Below are 14,795 nucleotides of genomic sequence, written 5' to 3' on the forward strand. Positions count from 1 at the left end.
GCCTCTATGACCTCCCGCCCCTTGAGCGCTCGCGACCGGCCCTGGACGGTGTTCCTGGTGTTCTTGCGGCTGGGGCTGAGTTCCTTCGGCGGGCCGGTGGCGCACCTGGGGTATTTTCGCACCGAGTTCGTCCAGCGCCGTGCCTGGCTGAGCGAGGCGGCCTATGCCGAATTGATTGCCCTGTGCCAGTTCCTGCCGGGGCCGGCCAGCAGCCAGGCGGGCTTCGCCCTCGGCTGGTCGCGGGCGGGGCTGGCCGGCGCGCTGGCCGCCTGGCTCGGTTTCACCTTGCCCTCGGCTTTGCTGCTGATCGCCCTGGCCATGGGCCTGAGCGGCAGCGGCGCGGGGTTGCCCGGCGGGCTGGTGCACGGCCTGAAGATCGTCGCGGTGGCGGTGGTGGCCCAGGCGCTGTGGGGCATGGCCCGGACCTTGTGCCGCGGGCCGTTGCGCACGCTGATCGCACTGGTGGCGGCGGCCTGGGTGTTGCTTTGGCCGACCAGCCTCGGCCAGGTCTGCGTCATGCTGCTGGCCGGCCTGCTGGGCGCAGGATGGCTCAGGCCGGGCCTCGATCGGCGTGAGGGCGGGCTGGTGATCGCGGTCGGCAAGCGTACGGGTTACCTGGCGCTGGCGTTGTTCGTGCTGTTGCTGGCCGGCTTGCCGCTGCTGGCGGGCTTCTGGCCGAACCTGGCGCTGAAGTTGGCCGACGGTTTTTACCGGGCCGGCGCGCTGGTGTTCGGCGGCGGCCATGTGGTGCTGCCGCTGCTGCAAAGCGAAGTGGTGGCCCCCGGCTGGCTGGGCAACGATCTGTTCCTCGCCGGGTATGCCGCCGCGCAGGCGATGCCGGGGCCCTTGTTCTCCTTCGCGGGGTTTCTCGGCGCGGCTATCGACGGCTGGGCCGGGGCGGTGTTGTGCCTGGCGATGATTTTCCTGCCGGCGATGCTGCTGATCGTCGGTGTCCTGCCGTTCTGGCAGCGTCTGCGCCAGCTGGGCCGGGTCCGGGCCGCGCTGGCGGGCGTCAACGCGGCGGTGGTCGGCCTGCTGGCGGCCGCGCTTTACAACCCGCTGTGGACCAGCAGCATCTTCGGGCCGCTGGACCTGGGGCTGGCGTTGCTGGCCCTGGCGGCGCTGATGGTCTGGCGGCTGCCGCCGTGGCTGGTGGTGATTCTCGGCGGCGCGAGCGGCCTGCTGTTGGCGGCTTGAACCTGGCGCCGTCAGGTCCGCGGCGGGTGGTTGAGGCGGGCGAACACCAGGCGGAACAGGGTAAAGCTGCCCGGCACGCTGCTGACCTCGGTGCGGCCCTGATGCAGGTTCATGATCGAACGCACGATTGCCAGCCCCAGCCCGGTTCCGCCTTCGGCCCGCGAGCGGCTGCTGTCGACCCGGTAGAAACGCTCGAACAGATGCGCCAGGTGTTGTTGCGGGATGCCGGCACCGGGGTTGCCCACCGACAGCGAGACACTGGAGCCGTGCTCTTCCACCAGGATCGAAATGCTCGCCCCCCGCGGGCTGTGGCGGATGGCATTGGACAGCAGGTTGGAGATCGCCCGCTGGATCATCAGGCGGTCGCCGTACACCCGGCCGTCGCCGGACAGGCTGATGCCCAGGTGTTTTTCTTCGGCGCTCAGGGCGAACAGCTCCGCGACCCGCTGCGCTTCTTCGCCCAACGAGACTTCCTCGAACGCCACCTGCGAGGCCGGATGGCTGACCTGGGCGAGGAACAGCATGTCGCTGACGATCCGCGTCAGGCGTTCCAGCTCCTCGGTACTCGATTCCAGCACCGCCTTGTATTCGTGGGGCGGGCGTTCCCGGGACAGGGTGACCTGGGCCTTGCCCATCAGGTTGGTGATGGGCGAGCGCAGCTCGTGGGCCAGGTCGTCGGAGAACTGCGACAGCTGCTGCACGCCGCCGTCGAGCCGGTGCAGCATGAAATTGATGCTGTGGGCCAGTTCGGCCAGCTCGCGCGGCAAGTTGTCCGGCGACAGGCGATGGGTCAGGTCCTGGGTGGTGACCTTGGCCGCCACCCGGCTGAACTGTTGCAACGGCGCCAGGCCGCGCTGCACCACCCACCAGGCGCCCATGCCGATCAGCATCAGCAGCAGCGGCAGGGCGATTACCGTGGAGCGCAGGTAGGCGCTGAGCAGCGCCTGGTCGTTGGCCCGGTCGAGGGACAACACCACCCGGACCTGCTCGCCGTTACGCAGGTTGATCAGGTTGGAAGCACTGAGCAGCCGGTTGCCGGCGGGGTCGAGCCAGTCGAGGAAGGCCGGGCTTTCCGGCTGGGTCAGCGCGGTGGGCAGCGGGTCGAGGCTGCGGTTGCCGATGTTCAGCAGCGGTTCGGCCTGGGTGTCGGGGCCGAAGATGCTCAGGTGCAGGTTGTCGTGGCCCATCACCAGGTCCAGCAGCGAGTGCGGGCGGGCGGCGATGTCGCCGGTCTTCAGGTCGCTGGTCAGGGTATGGCGGATCTGTTCGAGTTTGCTGTCCAGGCTTTTCCTCGCCAGGCTGTCCAGTTCATGGCTCAGGGCCAGGTAAGCCAGGGTCGCGAGCAACAGCACCAGGCCGGCGCCCATCAGGCTGACGGTCAGGCCCAGGCGCATCGACAGGCTGCTGGCGGTGCGGTTCGCAGCGGTCATTGGCGCACTTCCAGGACGTAACCGACACCGCGGATGGTGTGGATCAGCTTGATGTCGCTGGCGTCGTCGATCTTCGCCCGCAAGCGGCTGATGGAGACTTCCACCACGTTGGTGTCGCAGTCGAAGTTCATGTCCCAGACCAGGGAAATGATCTGGGTGCGGGTCAGCACCTCGCCCGACTGGCGCATCAGCACGTGCAGCAGGGTGAACTCCTTGGTGGTCAGGTCGATGCGCCGCGAGCCGCGGTAGGCCCGATGGCGGCGCGGGTCGAGCTCCAGGTCGGCGACCCGCAGGGTATCGGTGGTCGGCAGGTGCTCGCTGCGCCGCAGCAGGGTGCGGATGCGCGCCAGCAGCTCGGGAAACTCGAACGGCTTGACCAGGTAGTCGTCGGCGCCCAGGTCCAGCCCCTTGACCTTGTCGGCCAGGCGCCCGCGCGCCGAGAGCATCATCACCCGGGTACTGCTGTCCTTGCGCATGTCTTCCAGCACCTGCCAGCCGTCCTTTTCCGGCAAGTTGACGTCCAGGATCACCAGTTCGTAGTTTTGCTGTTCGATCAGGTAAAGGCCGTCGACACCGGTGGCGGCGCGGTCGACCACATAACCGCTTTCGGTCAGGCCCTGATGCAGATAATCGGCAGTTTTACGCTCGTCTTCGACAACCAGAATGCGCATGGAAAAGTGACCTCTTGATCATTTAAAGGATTTCAATGGCGCTGGGTATGAAGTTGTTATAAGACCAGCCGGTAAAACCCACGAAGTTACCGCGGATAATGAGTTGCAGCGGTTTGGGTGGAGGCATGCTCAAGCCTGAAGTAGCTTCAGGGTCAAGATTTAATAGGCTTGATATCAAGGGCTTGTGCCTTTTTTCGACGACCGGTAGCGAACATTTCCTCTCCTTGCAGGAGCGAGTTCGCGCGCGAAGCCTGTTGCCGATAACGCGGATGACAACGTAAACCGGGGCGTTGAAGTCCATCGATAGCGGGCTTTTTGCTACCGCTTTAATTCCAGGCGCTATTAATGTTTCTGTATGTTTCATAGTGCGGCGAAACTTATGCTAATACAGCGGGCACTGGTTATCCGGTATATGGCGTAATTGTCATTTTGGCGCCAGAAAGTTGATAGCTGGCGGATCTCCGCGGCCATAAAAAAGGCGCCCATGAACGGGCGCCTAAAGATCCTCACTGCCAAAGGAGCGTTTCTGTCAGGAGGTGTAGAGCTCAGGGGCGTTTCAGGCATCCGGTCGCGCGTTGTCGCGGGCTGGGTCCGCGGTGGGCGCCTGGGCTTTCTTGCCGTTGTCGGAGGACGCCTGTTCGGTGTCGGTGCGCGGAATCTGCTGGCTGATGGGGAAGTTGTCCCAGTATTGCTTCATGCGTTCAGCGCCGCCTTCGGCGAACGCCGCACCCGAGCTGGCTAGGAGCAGACCGGCAAGCAGGAGCGAGGAGGCTTTCATAAGTAATGTCCCATTAACAGTGATCGGTACTCGTCGCATCCCTGTCACGAGGCAGTGAGCGAAGTCTGAATCGATCTTATTAACTGGGAGTTAACGAGACGCTGAGCGCGGGATGACAATTGTGTCATCCCGCTTGGCGGCCCATGGCGGTGGGCCGGGCAGGGGCCTCAAGTGCTGGGCGAAAGGCCGGTATTCGTACTCGCTACTGACAGGTGGCGTAGTACTGCTTGCCGTTCTTGTCTTTGAACGAGTAGGCGTGACAGCTCCAGAGGCGCGTATTGGGGGCCGTGCTCTTGTAGATGTAGACCGTCAGGTGTTCCTTGTTCTTGAAGGGGTCGGTCTTGGGGTCCAGGTGCCATAACGTGTTTTTCAGGTAGAGATTGGTGTTGGCCGTGTTGTTGTAGCCGTTGGTGATCGATGCGTTCAACGAGTGCTTGAGGGCCGCCTCGATCGTGGTGTTCTCGCCATCGGTGGACTTGATCGCACGCTGCGCCGCGGTGAGGGGGTTCGGGTTCCATGTGTCGCAAGGGTCGGCGGTGCACAGGTACACCTCTGCCAGGGCATGGCTGGAAAGCGCAGCCAGGCCCAGCGTCGAGATCAGGGGGAGCAGGCAAGTTCTGAGGGTTTTCATTGGAATCCTTCCCAATCGGAATTGACAGTGACAACGACGAATGACGATCCGCCCTGGGTCTTGTACCGACAGCCTCCTGGCAGGCAAGGGCGGGAATCGTGATAGATCCTAGCCCCGCCTCGGCGATTTTCAAGGCCGCGCAGGAGGGGCCGGCACTGCGCTGCCTGCGGCAGTCTTTTGCGTACGGCGCCTAGAGCTTCCAGTCCAGGCTCAGGGTCAGGGTGCGCGGCTCGCCCCAGTAGACGCCGTTATAGAAGCCGACCCGTTCGTAGTAGCGCTTGTCGAACAGGTTGGTGACGTTGAGCGAAGCCGCCAGGTGCCGATCGAACTCGTAGCGCGACATCAGCCCCGCGACGCTGTAGGCCTGCTGGCGGATCCGCGCGTCGGCGGTGACGATCTCGCCGTTGCCGTCGCGGCCCACCGGGCGCTGGGCGCCGCGATACATGTCGCTTTGCCAATTCAGCGTGCCGCCGACGGTCAGGGCCCGCCATTGGCCCGGCAGGCGATAGGCCGTGGACAGGCGCAGCATGTTCAGCGGCTGGTCGGTATTGCTGCGTTGTTTGTCGCCGTTCAGCGCGTGGGTGTAGGTGTAGCCGGCGGTGAGGTTCCAGCCCGGCAGGACTTCGCCCGAGACCTCGGCCTCGAAGCCTTGCACCTTGCCGCCCTTGCCGTTGGACTTGTAGAACTCTTCGCCGGTGACCGGGTCCGGCGGCACCGAACTGTCCAGTTCGGCGACGTTGTCCTGCTTGCTCCAGAACACCGCGGTGGCCAGGTTCAGGCGTTCCTCCAGCAGGCTGCCCTTGAGCCCCAGTTCGTAGTTGCTGCCGACCACCGGCTCCAGGTATTTGCGACTGGCGTCGCGCTGGTTCTGAGGTTTGAAGATATCGGTGTAGCTGACATACACCGTGTATTCGGCGGTGAGGTCGTATAGCAGGCCAGCGTAGGGCGTCCACATGTCGTTGTGCTGCTGGCGGGTGTCGTCGAGGCGGGTCAGCTGGTTGTCGGCGTCGTACCGGCGGCTGCGGTTGTGCACGCTCCAGCTGCCGTAACGGCTGCCGAGCACCGCGTGCAGGTCATCGCTTAGGCTCAGGCGGGTGGCCAGGTAGCCGGCTTTCTGCCGGGTGTTGTCGCTGTCGCCGGGCAAGTTGGTCACGGTGTCGGGAAACTTGGCGATGCCGCCCATGTATTTCCAGTCGGCGATGCTGGCGTAGTCCGGCGGTGTCGGGCCGGCGGCGGTGTACGGCGACGACTCGCTGCGTTCGGCCTCGCCGTAGCCGATCATCAGTTCGTGCTCGCGGCCCAGCAGGCTGTAGGGCCCGGCCAGATTGAGATCGTACACGCGCATTTTCTGGGTGCCGATCATATGGCTGCTCCAGGCGGTCATGCCCGAACGATCGGCCTTGGGGAAGCCCTCGCCGCCGTAATAGACCTTGCCGTCGCTGTCGCTGTCGCGGCGGGTGTAGGCGGCCTTGAGGTGCCAGTCGTGGCCCAGGCGCTGGTCGAGGGTGGCGAAGGCGGTCTTGTCCTTGAGCGGCCAGGAGCTCCAGTGCGCGGCCATGTTGGTGGAGCGCGGCAGGTTGGCCTTGCCGCCCGAGGCGTTCCAGTAGGGCACGGTACCCCAGGAAGTCCCCTGGACCTGTTTGTCCTGGTAGTCGTAGCCCACGGCCAGGGTGGTGCTGTCGCTCAGGTCGGCCTCGAGAATGCCGTAGCCGACTTCGCGCTGCTGCTGGTAGTGGTCGCGAAACGACTGGCTGTCGCGATAGGCCAGCACCGTGCGCCCGCGCAGGCGGCCGTCGAACGCCAGCGGGCCGCCGACATCGACATAGCTGTAGTAGTTGTCGTAACTGCCGCCGCTGACGCCGGCCTGGGCCGCCCATTCGTGGGTCGGGCGCTTGCGCACCATGTTGACCGTGGCCGAAGGATCGCCGGCGCCGGTGGTCAGGCCGGTGGCGCCGCGGACCACTTCGATACGGTCGTAGATGATGGTGTCGGAGTCGGACTTCATGCGGTTGAAGGTGTTGAGCATGCCGTCGATCTGGAAGTTGTTGATGGAATAGCCGCGCGCCGAATAACTCACCCGGTCGGAATCCAGGTGCTGGACCACGACCCCGGTGGTCTGCCCCAGGACTTCGGACAAGGTATCGAGTTTGAAATCGTCCATCTGCTGGCGGGTCACCACCGACACCGACTGCGGGGTTTCCTTGATCGACAGGTTCAGGCGGGTGGCGGTGCTCATGCTGCCGGTGGTGTAGGACCCGGTGTTCTCGGTGGTGGCGCCCAGGCCCTGGGCGGTGACGCTGGTGGCGTCCAGTTCCAGGCTTCGCGGCGTGCTGGCGGGGCTCTGGCCGGGTTCGTTTTCGGCCAGCAGCTCGGGGCTCAAGACCGCGCCGCACAGGCCGAAGGTCAAGGTCATGGAACGGGTGAGTGGCGCAAACATCGCTGACGTCTCCTTATCGTCGAGGGAAAAAATCCGTTTGCACTGAGACGAAAAGGAGAAAGGGTATTTAGCATAAACGAGAATAATTATTATCTTCTCGATACAAAAATGCCCCATGAAGGGGCATTGAAGTCAGGTACTACGGGGGTTGGGCCAGCCCCGTAGGAAAAGGCTTATTTTTGCACCACGGTGGGCGGAGTCGGCGCCGGTGGGGCCTTGGGTTTCATCAGGCTGAAGTCGATCAGGGCCTTTTCCTGGCGCTCATAGGGGTTGCCGATCAGCAACGGACGCGGCGTGAAGCTGTCGCTGACCAGGCTCTTGCTGCGGTCCAGTTCATCGAAGCTCAGGCCGGCCATGTCGGCCCAGGTGTGGATCAGGTGCGAGCTGCTGTACGGGCGGCCAAGGTCGCCGGCGAAGTTCCAGTCGTGGCTCTCTTTCCACTTCGGCGAGGCCCAGGCCATGAACGGGATGGTGTACATCGGCGCGGTCGGCTTGCCTTCGTTGCGGCCCAGGGTGTTGTGGCCGGGGGAGTCGAACACGTCTTCGCCGTGGTCCGACAGGTACAGCAAAAAGCCGTTCGGGTCGGTCTTGGCGTAGTCCTTGATCAGGCTCGACACCACGAAGTCGTTGTACAGCACCGCGTTGTCGTAGCTGTTGTAGGTCGGCACCTGGTCGTCGCGCACACCGGCCGGCACGCCGGTACGGTCGGTGAATTTGTCGAAGCTCGGCGGGTAGCGGTACTGGTAGCTCATATGGGTGCCCAGCAGGTGCACCACGATAAACTTGCGCGGCGCGCCGTCGGCCAGGGCCTTGGAGAACGGCTCCAGCACGTCGCCGTCGTACTGGCGGGCGTTCTGGTTGCGGTTGTTGTTCAGATAGACCTGCTCGTCCGCCTGCTCGGAGAAGGTGGTGAGCATGGTGTTGCGCTTGGTCATGGTCTGCTGGTTGGTGATCCAGTAGGTCTTGTAGCCGGCCTGCTTCATCACGCTGACCAGGGATGGGGTCTTGAGGTACAGGTCGGGGTTTTCTTCGTCGGCGAAGGTCAGCACCTGCTGCAAGGCTTCGATGGTGTAGGGGCGCGGGGTGATGACGTTGTCGAAGACCGCCAGCTGGTCCTTGAGCTTGTCCAGTTCCGGGGTGGTCTGGCGCGGGTAGCCGTACAGGCTCATGCGCTGGCGGTTGGTCGACTCGCCGATCACCAGGACCAGGGTCGACGGCTGGTTGGCCTGGTTGTCCTTGAGGTTGTGCAGCGGCGGGATCTTGCTCACGTCGTCGAGCATGCCTTGCATGTTGTCCAGCTGTTCGCGGTAGCGGCGGTAGGCCACGACCATTTGCCACGGCACCGCGGGCTCGATGCGCGTCTCGAATTTCTCCAGGCCGCCGGCGAAGCTGCCGGTGCGCGCGGTCTGCTTGACCAGCGGGTAACCGATGATGGCGATCAGGATCGCCATGGCCGCCACCAGCGCCCGGCCGCGGGGCAGGTAGACCGGACGCAGGCGAGTCCAGAGGAACACGGCGAATGCGGTATGGGCGAGGAACGCCAGCACCATCCACCAGGCGAAGTACTGGGTCAGGTACTCGCCGGCTTCGGAGGGGTTGGACTCGAACATGATGAAGATGACGCTCTGCGAGAACTCCTGCTGGTAAATGAAGAAGTAACCCAGGCTGGCCATGGAACAAGCCCAGAGCACCACGCCGATGACCGCGGCCATCAGGCGTGTGCGGGCGGGGAACAGCAGCATGGGCGCCAGCCAGATCGCACTCATGATGAAGGCCTGGCGGAAGCCCGCGAAGCCCGACGTGTCGGTCAGTTGGATCAGCAGTTGGGTGATGCCGGAGAAGTACCAGAAGAACAGGAAGAGCCAGCCCAGGCCGACCCAGTCAAACCCTTTCGCGGACGTCTTGTCGCGTTTTAACACAGCCATCGAGCGCTCCAGCTTCAGTGAACATGACGCCCGCCGGAGAGTTCGATTGCCCGGCGAACGCGTGCCGCGCCCGTGGGGCGGCAAAATAGTGCGCCGGAGTATCCATAAAAAAGTGTGAAAACTTTGTGAGTTGGCACCCGCGTGTCAGATAATGCCGGCGCCGGGCGGTGGGGCCGGTAAAAATGACGGGCAAAAAGAAGCCGGCGATCCGTGAAGGATTCAGCCGGCTTCAATCGATGACCTGTTGGCGGGACCGGCCGCGACGGGCGGGTTCCTCGGCGGATCAGGCCTGCAGTTGGCTGACGCTGGCCCCTCGGGCCTGGTTTTGCAAGGCCTGGCGCAGTTGCGCGAGCTCTTGCTTCAACTGGTCGCGCTCGTTCTTGAGTTGGCGCAGTTCGTCACGACGGATGGTGACGTAGAGGGTTTGTGCAGGTCCTGCCGGTAGTACTGTGCCCATTGCTCACCTCGCAAATGGCGTGCATCAACTGTGATCCGGCCATGGGAATCGGCCTGAACCACTATCGGCGGCGATTTTGATTTCTTTTGCCGGCAAAGGGAACTTTTTTATTTTTGACGGTCGCTGTGCCTTCGAGGCGATTCGCGTCGTTATCCACTCACTGCCAGGGAAACTTAGTCCGGACGCTCTGGACTAACCCTCACTGGCCTCGTTGGGCTATAACCTTTTGACACAAATTAGCAGTAAGGAGCATCAGCACATGCAACTGGGGATTATCGGACTGGGCCGCATGGGCGGAAACATTGCGCGGCGCCTGATGCTCAATGGGCACGAAACCGTGGTCTACGACCGCAACAGCGCCTTTGTCAGCACCCTGAGCGGCGAGGGCGCCAAAGGCGTCGCCGACCTGCCGGCGCTGGTCGCGGGCCTGGAAAAACCGCGCGCGGTATGGGTCATGCTGCCGGCCGGCGCGCCGACCGAAGACACCATCGACACCCTGAGCCAGCTGCTCGAGCCGGGCGATGTGATCATCGACGGCGGCAACACCTACTATAAGGACGACATTCGCCGCGCCCACGCGCTGGCGGAGAAGGGCCTGAACTACATCGACGTCGGCACCTCCGGCGGCGTCTGGGGCCTGGAGCGCGGCTACTGCATGATGATCGGCGGCGACGCCGACGTGGTCCGTCGCCTGGACCCGCTGTTCGATGCGCTGGCCCCGGGCATGGGCGACATCCCGCGGACCAAGGACCGGGTGGCCGAAGACGATCGCGCCGAGCGCGGCTACATCCATGCCGGCCCCGCCGGTGCCGGGCACTTCGTCAAGATGATCCACAACGGCATCGAGTACGGCATGATGCAGGCCTTCGCCGAAGGCTTCGACATCCTCAAGACCAAGTCCTCGCAGAGCCTGCCGGAAGACCAGCGTTTCGACCTGAACGTCGCCGACATCGCCGAAGTCTGGCGTCGCGGCAGCGTGGTTTCGTCCTGGCTGCTGGACCTGACCGCCGACGCCCTGGCCACCGATCCGCAACTCGACGGTTTCTCCGGCGAAGTGGCCGACAGTGGCGAAGGCCGCTGGACCATCGAGGCCGCCATCGAGCAAGCGGTGCCGGTACCGGTGCTGTCCAGCTCGCTGTTCGCCCGCTTCCGTTCCCGCCAGCAGAGCACCTACGGCGACAAGATGCTGTCGGCCATGCGCTTCGGCTTCGGCGGCCATGTGGAGACTCCGAAAAAATGACCTCCACGCGAAAGAAGTCCAAGGCTCAACCCGCTCCACCGACCACACTGTTCCTGTTCGGCGCCCATGGCGACCTGGTCAAGCGCCTGCTGATGCCGGCGCTGTACAACCTCAACCGTGACGGCTTGCTGGATGACGGGCTGAAGATTGTCGGAGTCGATCACAACGCCATCAGCGATGTGGATTTCGCCAAGAAGCTCGAGGACTTCATTCGCACCGAGGCTGCCAGTAAGGTCGGCAACGGCGCGCAGGCGCTGGACCCGACGCTCTGGGCCAAGCTGGCCGACGGTATCAGCTACGTCCAGGGCGACTTCCTGGACGCCAGCACCTACGACGCGCTGGCGGCGAAGATCGCCGCCAGCGGCACCGGTAACGCGGTGTTCTACCTGGCCACCGCACCGCGCTTCTTCAGCGAAGTGGTGCAGCGCCTGGGGGCGTCGGGGTTGCTGGTGGAAGAGGAAAACGCCTTTCGCCGGGTGGTGGTCGAGAAACCTTTCGGTTCCGACCTGCACACCGCGCAAGCGCTGAACGAATGCCTGCTCAAGGTGATGAGCGAGAAGCAGATCTACCGGATCGACCATTACCTGGGCAAGGAGACGGTGCAGAACATCCTGGTCAGCCGTTTCTCCAACAGCCTGTTCGAGGCTTTCTGGAACAACCATTACATCGACCACGTGCAGATCACCGCGGCGGAAACCGTCGGTGTGGAAACCCGTGGCAGCTTTTACGAAAACACCGGCGCCCTGCGCGACATGGTGCCCAATCACCTGTTCCAGCTCCTGGCCATGGTCGCCATGGAGCCGCCGGCGGCCTTCGGCGCCGACGCGGTGCGCGGCGAAAAGGCCAAGGTGGTGGGGGCGATCCGTCCCTGGAGCACCGAAGAGGCCCTGGCCAACTCGGTGCGCGGCCAGTACGTGGCGGGCAAGGCGGGCGACAAGTCCGTGGCCGGCTACCGCGAAGAAGCCAACGTGGCGCCCGACAGCAACACCGAGACCTATGTTGCGCTCAAGGTGATGATCGACAACTGGCGCTGGGTCGGCGTGCCGTTCTACCTGCGCACCGGCAAGCGCATGAGCGTGCGCGACACCGAAATCGCCATCTGCTTCAAGCCCGCGCCGTACGCACAGTTCCGCGATACCGAGGTCGACCGCTTGCAGCCGACCTACCTGCGCATCCAGATCCAGCCGAACGAAGGCATGTGGTTCGACCTGCTGGCGAAAAAGCCCGGGCCGACCCTGGACATGGCCAATATCGAGCTGGGGTTCGCCTACAAGAACTTCTTCGAGATGCAGCCTTCTACTGGCTACGAGACGCTGATCTACGACTGCCTGACCGGCGACCAGACCCTGTTTCAGCGCGCCGACAACATCGAGAACGGCTGGCGCGCGGTGCAACCGTTCCTCGATGCCTGGAAAGAGAAGGACAAGGTCCATATCTACCGGGCCGGCGAGGACGGGCCGGCGGCCGGCGACGAGTTGCTGGCCCGCGACGGCCGCGAATGGCACAGCCTCGGATGACGGGCGCGGCGCAGCCGGCCATCCAGTTCCTGCTCAGCGACATGGACGGCACCTTGTTGCTGCCCGACCACAGCCTGAGCCCGCGCACCATTGCCGCGGTGCGGGCGCTGCGCGAGGCGGGGGTGTTCTTCAGCCTCGCCACCGGTCGGCCGCCGCGGGCCATGCTGCAGCAGATCGCCGCCCTGGGCGTCGACCTGCCGACCGCGGCGTTCAATGGCGGCACTATCGTCAACCCCGATGGCAGTTTCCTGGTGCGCCATCATCTGCCAGTCGAGGTCGCCACGCGCGCCCTGGCGCTGCTGTCGTCGCAGCCGGAGGTGGAGGTCTGGGTGTTCGCCGACGGCGAATGGCTATTGCGCGATCCGCACGGCCCGATGGTGCCGCGCGAGCAGCATGGCCTGGGTTATCCGCCGCGGGTGGTGGAGGGCTTCGAGCACTACTTGCCGCGTATCGACAAGATCGTCGCCGCCAGTGCCAACACCGGACTGTTGGTGGAGTTGGAAGCGCGCCTGTCGAGCCAGGTCGAAGGGCAGGCCCAGGTCTCCCGTTCGCAGCCGGTGTACCTGGATGTCACGGCGTTGCAGGCCAACAAGGGGCAGGCGTTGATCACCCTGGCGGCGTTTCTCGGTGTGCCGCTGGAACGTACCGCGGCGCTGGGCGACGGCGGCAACGACCCGGCGATGTTTCAGCAGGCCGGGTTGTCGATTGCCATGGGCCAGGCCGAAGAAGCGGTCAAGCGCCAGGCCGACCGGGTGACGGGCAGCAATCTCGCCGATGGCGCCGCCGACGCCATCGAGCGCTTCATCCTCCCACGCTGAAACACCTGTAGCCGCTGCCGAAGGCTGCGCAAGGCCGAAGGCCTCCAGCGATCGTCAGATCGCCACGACCCTTCGGGCCGATCGCAGCCTTCGGCAGCGGCTACAGGGCGTCTCTACAGCCAGTAGCTCACTGCGTACCAGCCCAGCACGCCCATCACCAGGGTGTAGGGCAACGCCATCCACACCATGCGCCCGTACGACAGGCGTACCAGCGGCGCGATCGCCGAGGTCAGCAGGAACAGGAACGCCGCCTGGCCGTTGGGCGTGGCCACGCTCGGCAGGTTGGTGCCGGTGTTGATGGCCACGGCCAGGGTCTCGAAGTGCTCGCGGCTCATCTGCCCGGACACGAAGGCTTGCTTCACCTCGGTGATGTAGATGGTGGCGACGAACACGTTATCGCTGATGGCCGACAACAGCCCGTTGGCGATAAACAGCATGCCCGGTTGCTGGCCCGCCGGCAGCGCCAGCACCCACTGGATCAGCGGGGTGAACAGCTGCTGGTCGTGAATCACCGCCACCACCGCGAAAAACACCACCAGCAGCGCGGTGAACGGCATCGCGTCCTTGAACGCATTGCCCAGGCGATGTTCGTCGGTGATCCCGGTGAAGGCGGTGATCAGCACGATCACCATCAGCCCGATCAGGCCGACCTCGGCGATGTGCAGCGCGAGCCCGGCGATCAGGATCAGTGCCGCCGCGCCCTGTACCAGCAACGCCGCGCGTTGCCGGTCGGTGCGTTCGGCGTTGTCTTCGGCGGCGTAGTTGGCCAGCACCGCGCGTACGTTGTCCGGCAACAGGGTGCCGTAGCCGAACCAGCGCAGTTTCTCCAGCAGCACGCAGGTCGCCAGCCCGGCCACCAGCACCGGCAGGGACACCGGCGCGACCTTGAGGAAGAAGTCGGCGAAGTGCCAGCCCATTTCATGGCCGATCAGCAGGTTCTGCGGCTCGCCGACCAGGGTGCAGACGCCGCCCAGCGCGGTGCCCACCGCGCCGTGCATCAGCAGGCTGCGCAGAAAGGAGCGGAACTGTTCGAGGTCCTGGTGATGCAGTTGCGGCAGGTGCTGGTCGTCGTTGAACTCGCTGTCCTGGCGCGGATCGTTACCGGACGCCACTCGGTGATACACCGAATAGAAGCCCACCGCGGCGCTGATGATCACCGCGGTCACCGTCAGGGCGTCGAGAAACGCCGAGAGGAAGGCCGAAAGAAAGCAGAACAGCAGGCCCAGCAGCGCCTTGGAACGCACCCCGAGCAACAGCCGGGAAAACAGGAACAGCAGCAACTCCTTCATGAAGTAGATGCCGGCCACCATGAACATCAGCAGCAGGATCACCGGAAAGTTGTGCACCAGTTCGTCGTACAGCGCCTGGGGCGTGGTCATGCCCAGCGCCACGGCCTCGAGCACCAGCAGGCCGCCGGGCATCAGCGGGTAGCACTTGAGCGCCATGGCCAGGGCGAAGATGAACTCGGCCACCAGCATCCAGCCGGCCGCCACCGGGCCGACCGTGAACAGCAGCAAGGGGTTGAGCAGCAGGAAGGCGAGGATGCTGGCTTTGTACCAGCGCGGCGAATGGCCAAGAAAGTTATGGGCGAAAGCCTGGGCCAGCGAACCGGACATTGGCTGCTCCTTGTAATGAAGAAGCGCGCAAGTTGCCGCAAGCCCCCTTGAAGATCAAGAAACTCTGAAATCTTTTGC

The 14,795-nt window shown here is 64.3% G+C and carries 12 protein-coding genes; 4 read left to right on the plus strand and 8 right to left on the minus strand.

All coding sequences use genetic code 11. The annotated features are described in order from the left end of the window. Positions 1-6: 6 nt before the first annotated feature. Positions 7-1,197 carry a chromate efflux transporter gene (gene chrA, locus BTN82_RS13855; RefSeq protein WP_075119680.1) on the plus strand — a complete coding sequence of 397 codons (1,191 nt, stop codon included), beginning with the start codon at positions 7-9 and terminating at the stop codon, positions 1,195-1,197. Positions 1,198-1,208: 11 nt separating this feature from the next. Here the strand turns inward: chrA and BTN82_RS13860 are convergent, their stop codons facing one another. The 7 genes from BTN82_RS13860 to BTN82_RS31340 all read right to left on the minus strand — a co-directional run bounded on the left by BTN82_RS13860 (position 1,209) and on the right by BTN82_RS31340 (position 9,526). Continuing rightward, complete coding sequence (locus BTN82_RS13860) at positions 1,209-2,627, minus strand: heavy metal sensor histidine kinase (RefSeq protein ID WP_075119681.1); 1,419 nt, start codon at positions 2,625-2,627, stop codon at positions 1,209-1,211. Further along, the gene (locus BTN82_RS13865; RefSeq protein ID WP_075119682.1) at positions 2,624-3,298 is read right to left on the minus strand and encodes a heavy metal response regulator transcription factor; all 675 of its coding nucleotides are present in this window, start codon (positions 3,296-3,298) and stop codon (positions 2,624-2,626) included. The genes BTN82_RS13860 and BTN82_RS13865 overlap by 4 nt, the downstream gene beginning before the upstream one ends. 556 nt (positions 3,299-3,854) lie before the next feature. Beyond that, positions 3,855-4,076 (minus strand): hypothetical protein, encoded by a 222-nt coding sequence (locus BTN82_RS13870; RefSeq protein WP_075119683.1) that lies wholly within the window; start codon positions 4,074-4,076, stop codon positions 3,855-3,857. Positions 4,077-4,278: 202 nt separating this feature from the next. Then, entirely contained in the window at positions 4,279-4,707 is a 429-nt protein-coding gene (locus BTN82_RS13875) for a hypothetical protein (RefSeq protein ID WP_075119684.1), read from the minus strand. Between the two features lie 190 nt (positions 4,708-4,897). Then, positions 4,898-7,144 (minus strand): TonB-dependent siderophore receptor, encoded by a 2,247-nt coding sequence (locus BTN82_RS13880; protein WP_075119685.1) that lies wholly within the window; start codon positions 7,142-7,144, stop codon positions 4,898-4,900. 173 nt (positions 7,145-7,317) lie between these two features. Next, the gene (locus BTN82_RS13885) at positions 7,318-9,069 is read right to left on the minus strand and encodes a phosphoethanolamine transferase CptA (protein WP_075119686.1); all 1,752 of its coding nucleotides are present in this window, start codon (positions 9,067-9,069) and stop codon (positions 7,318-7,320) included. A gap of 283 nt (positions 9,070-9,352) precedes the next feature. After that, a complete protein-coding gene (locus BTN82_RS31340; RefSeq protein ID WP_186828392.1) occupies positions 9,353-9,526 on the minus strand; it encodes a DUF6026 family protein in 174 nt (57 codons plus the stop codon). Between the two features lie 235 nt (positions 9,527-9,761). Between BTN82_RS31340 and gnd the strand changes: the two genes are divergently transcribed. From gnd to BTN82_RS13900, 3 genes are read left to right on the plus strand one after another with little or no spacing between them, the layout of a single operon-like run. Then, positions 9,762-10,766, plus strand: a complete 1,005-nt coding sequence (gnd, locus tag BTN82_RS13890) for a phosphogluconate dehydrogenase (NAD(+)-dependent, decarboxylating) (RefSeq protein WP_261792974.1) — start codon at positions 9,762-9,764, stop codon at positions 10,764-10,766. Further along, positions 10,763-12,283 (plus strand): glucose-6-phosphate dehydrogenase, encoded by a 1,521-nt coding sequence (gene zwf / locus BTN82_RS13895; protein WP_075119688.1) that lies wholly within the window; start codon positions 10,763-10,765, stop codon positions 12,281-12,283. Before gnd ends, zwf begins: the two co-directional genes overlap by 4 nt. Then, positions 12,265-13,101, plus strand: a complete 837-nt coding sequence (locus BTN82_RS13900) for an HAD family hydrolase (protein ID WP_410002808.1) — start codon at positions 12,265-12,267, stop codon at positions 13,099-13,101. Before zwf ends, BTN82_RS13900 begins: the two co-directional genes overlap by 19 nt. A gap of 113 nt (positions 13,102-13,214) precedes the next feature. Here the strand turns inward: BTN82_RS13900 and nhaB are convergent, their stop codons facing one another. Beyond that, positions 13,215-14,717 carry a sodium/proton antiporter NhaB gene (nhaB, locus tag BTN82_RS13905; protein WP_075119690.1) on the minus strand — a complete coding sequence of 501 codons (1,503 nt, stop codon included), beginning with the start codon at positions 14,715-14,717 and terminating at the stop codon, positions 13,215-13,217. Positions 14,718-14,795: the final 78 nt, after the last annotated feature.

It is taken from the genome of Pseudomonas chlororaphis (assembly GCF_001921865.1).
Lineage (GTDB): Bacteria > Pseudomonadota > Gammaproteobacteria > Pseudomonadales > Pseudomonadaceae > Aquipseudomonas > Aquipseudomonas chlororaphis_D.

What these genes read in the sequence shown, in the direction of transcription:
- BTN82_RS13885 (WP_075119686.1), bottom strand. Translation starts at nt 9,069, where the DNA reads ATGGCTGTGTTAAAACGCGACAAGACGTCCGCGAAAGGGTTTGACTGG.
- BTN82_RS31340 (WP_186828392.1), bottom strand. Translation starts at nt 9,526, where the DNA reads ATGGGCACAGTACTACCGGCAGGACCTGCACAAACCCTCTACGTCACC.
- zwf (WP_075119688.1), top strand. Translation starts at nt 10,763, where the DNA reads ATGACCTCCACGCGAAAGAAGTCCAAGGCTCAACCCGCTCCACCGACC.
- BTN82_RS13870 (WP_075119683.1), bottom strand. Translation starts at nt 4,076, where the DNA reads ATGAAAGCCTCCTCGCTCCTGCTTGCCGGTCTGCTCCTAGCCAGCTCG.
- BTN82_RS13900 (WP_410002808.1), top strand. Translation starts at nt 12,265, where the DNA reads ATGGCACAGCCTCGGATGACGGGCGCGGCGCAGCCGGCCATCCAGTTC.
- BTN82_RS13865 (WP_075119682.1), bottom strand. Translation starts at nt 3,298, where the DNA reads ATGCGCATTCTGGTTGTCGAAGACGAGCGTAAAACTGCCGATTATCTG.
- nhaB (WP_075119690.1), bottom strand. Translation starts at nt 14,717, where the DNA reads ATGTCCGGTTCGCTGGCCCAGGCTTTCGCCCATAACTTTCTTGGCCAT.
- BTN82_RS13880 (WP_075119685.1), bottom strand. Translation starts at nt 7,144, where the DNA reads ATGTTTGCGCCACTCACCCGTTCCATGACCTTGACCTTCGGCCTGTGC.
- BTN82_RS13860 (WP_075119681.1), bottom strand. Translation starts at nt 2,627, where the DNA reads ATGACCGCTGCGAACCGCACCGCCAGCAGCCTGTCGATGCGCCTGGGC.
- BTN82_RS13875 (WP_075119684.1), bottom strand. Translation starts at nt 4,707, where the DNA reads ATGAAAACCCTCAGAACTTGCCTGCTCCCCCTGATCTCGACGCTGGGC.
- chrA (WP_075119680.1), top strand. Translation starts at nt 7, where the DNA reads ATGACCTCCCGCCCCTTGAGCGCTCGCGACCGGCCCTGGACGGTGTTC.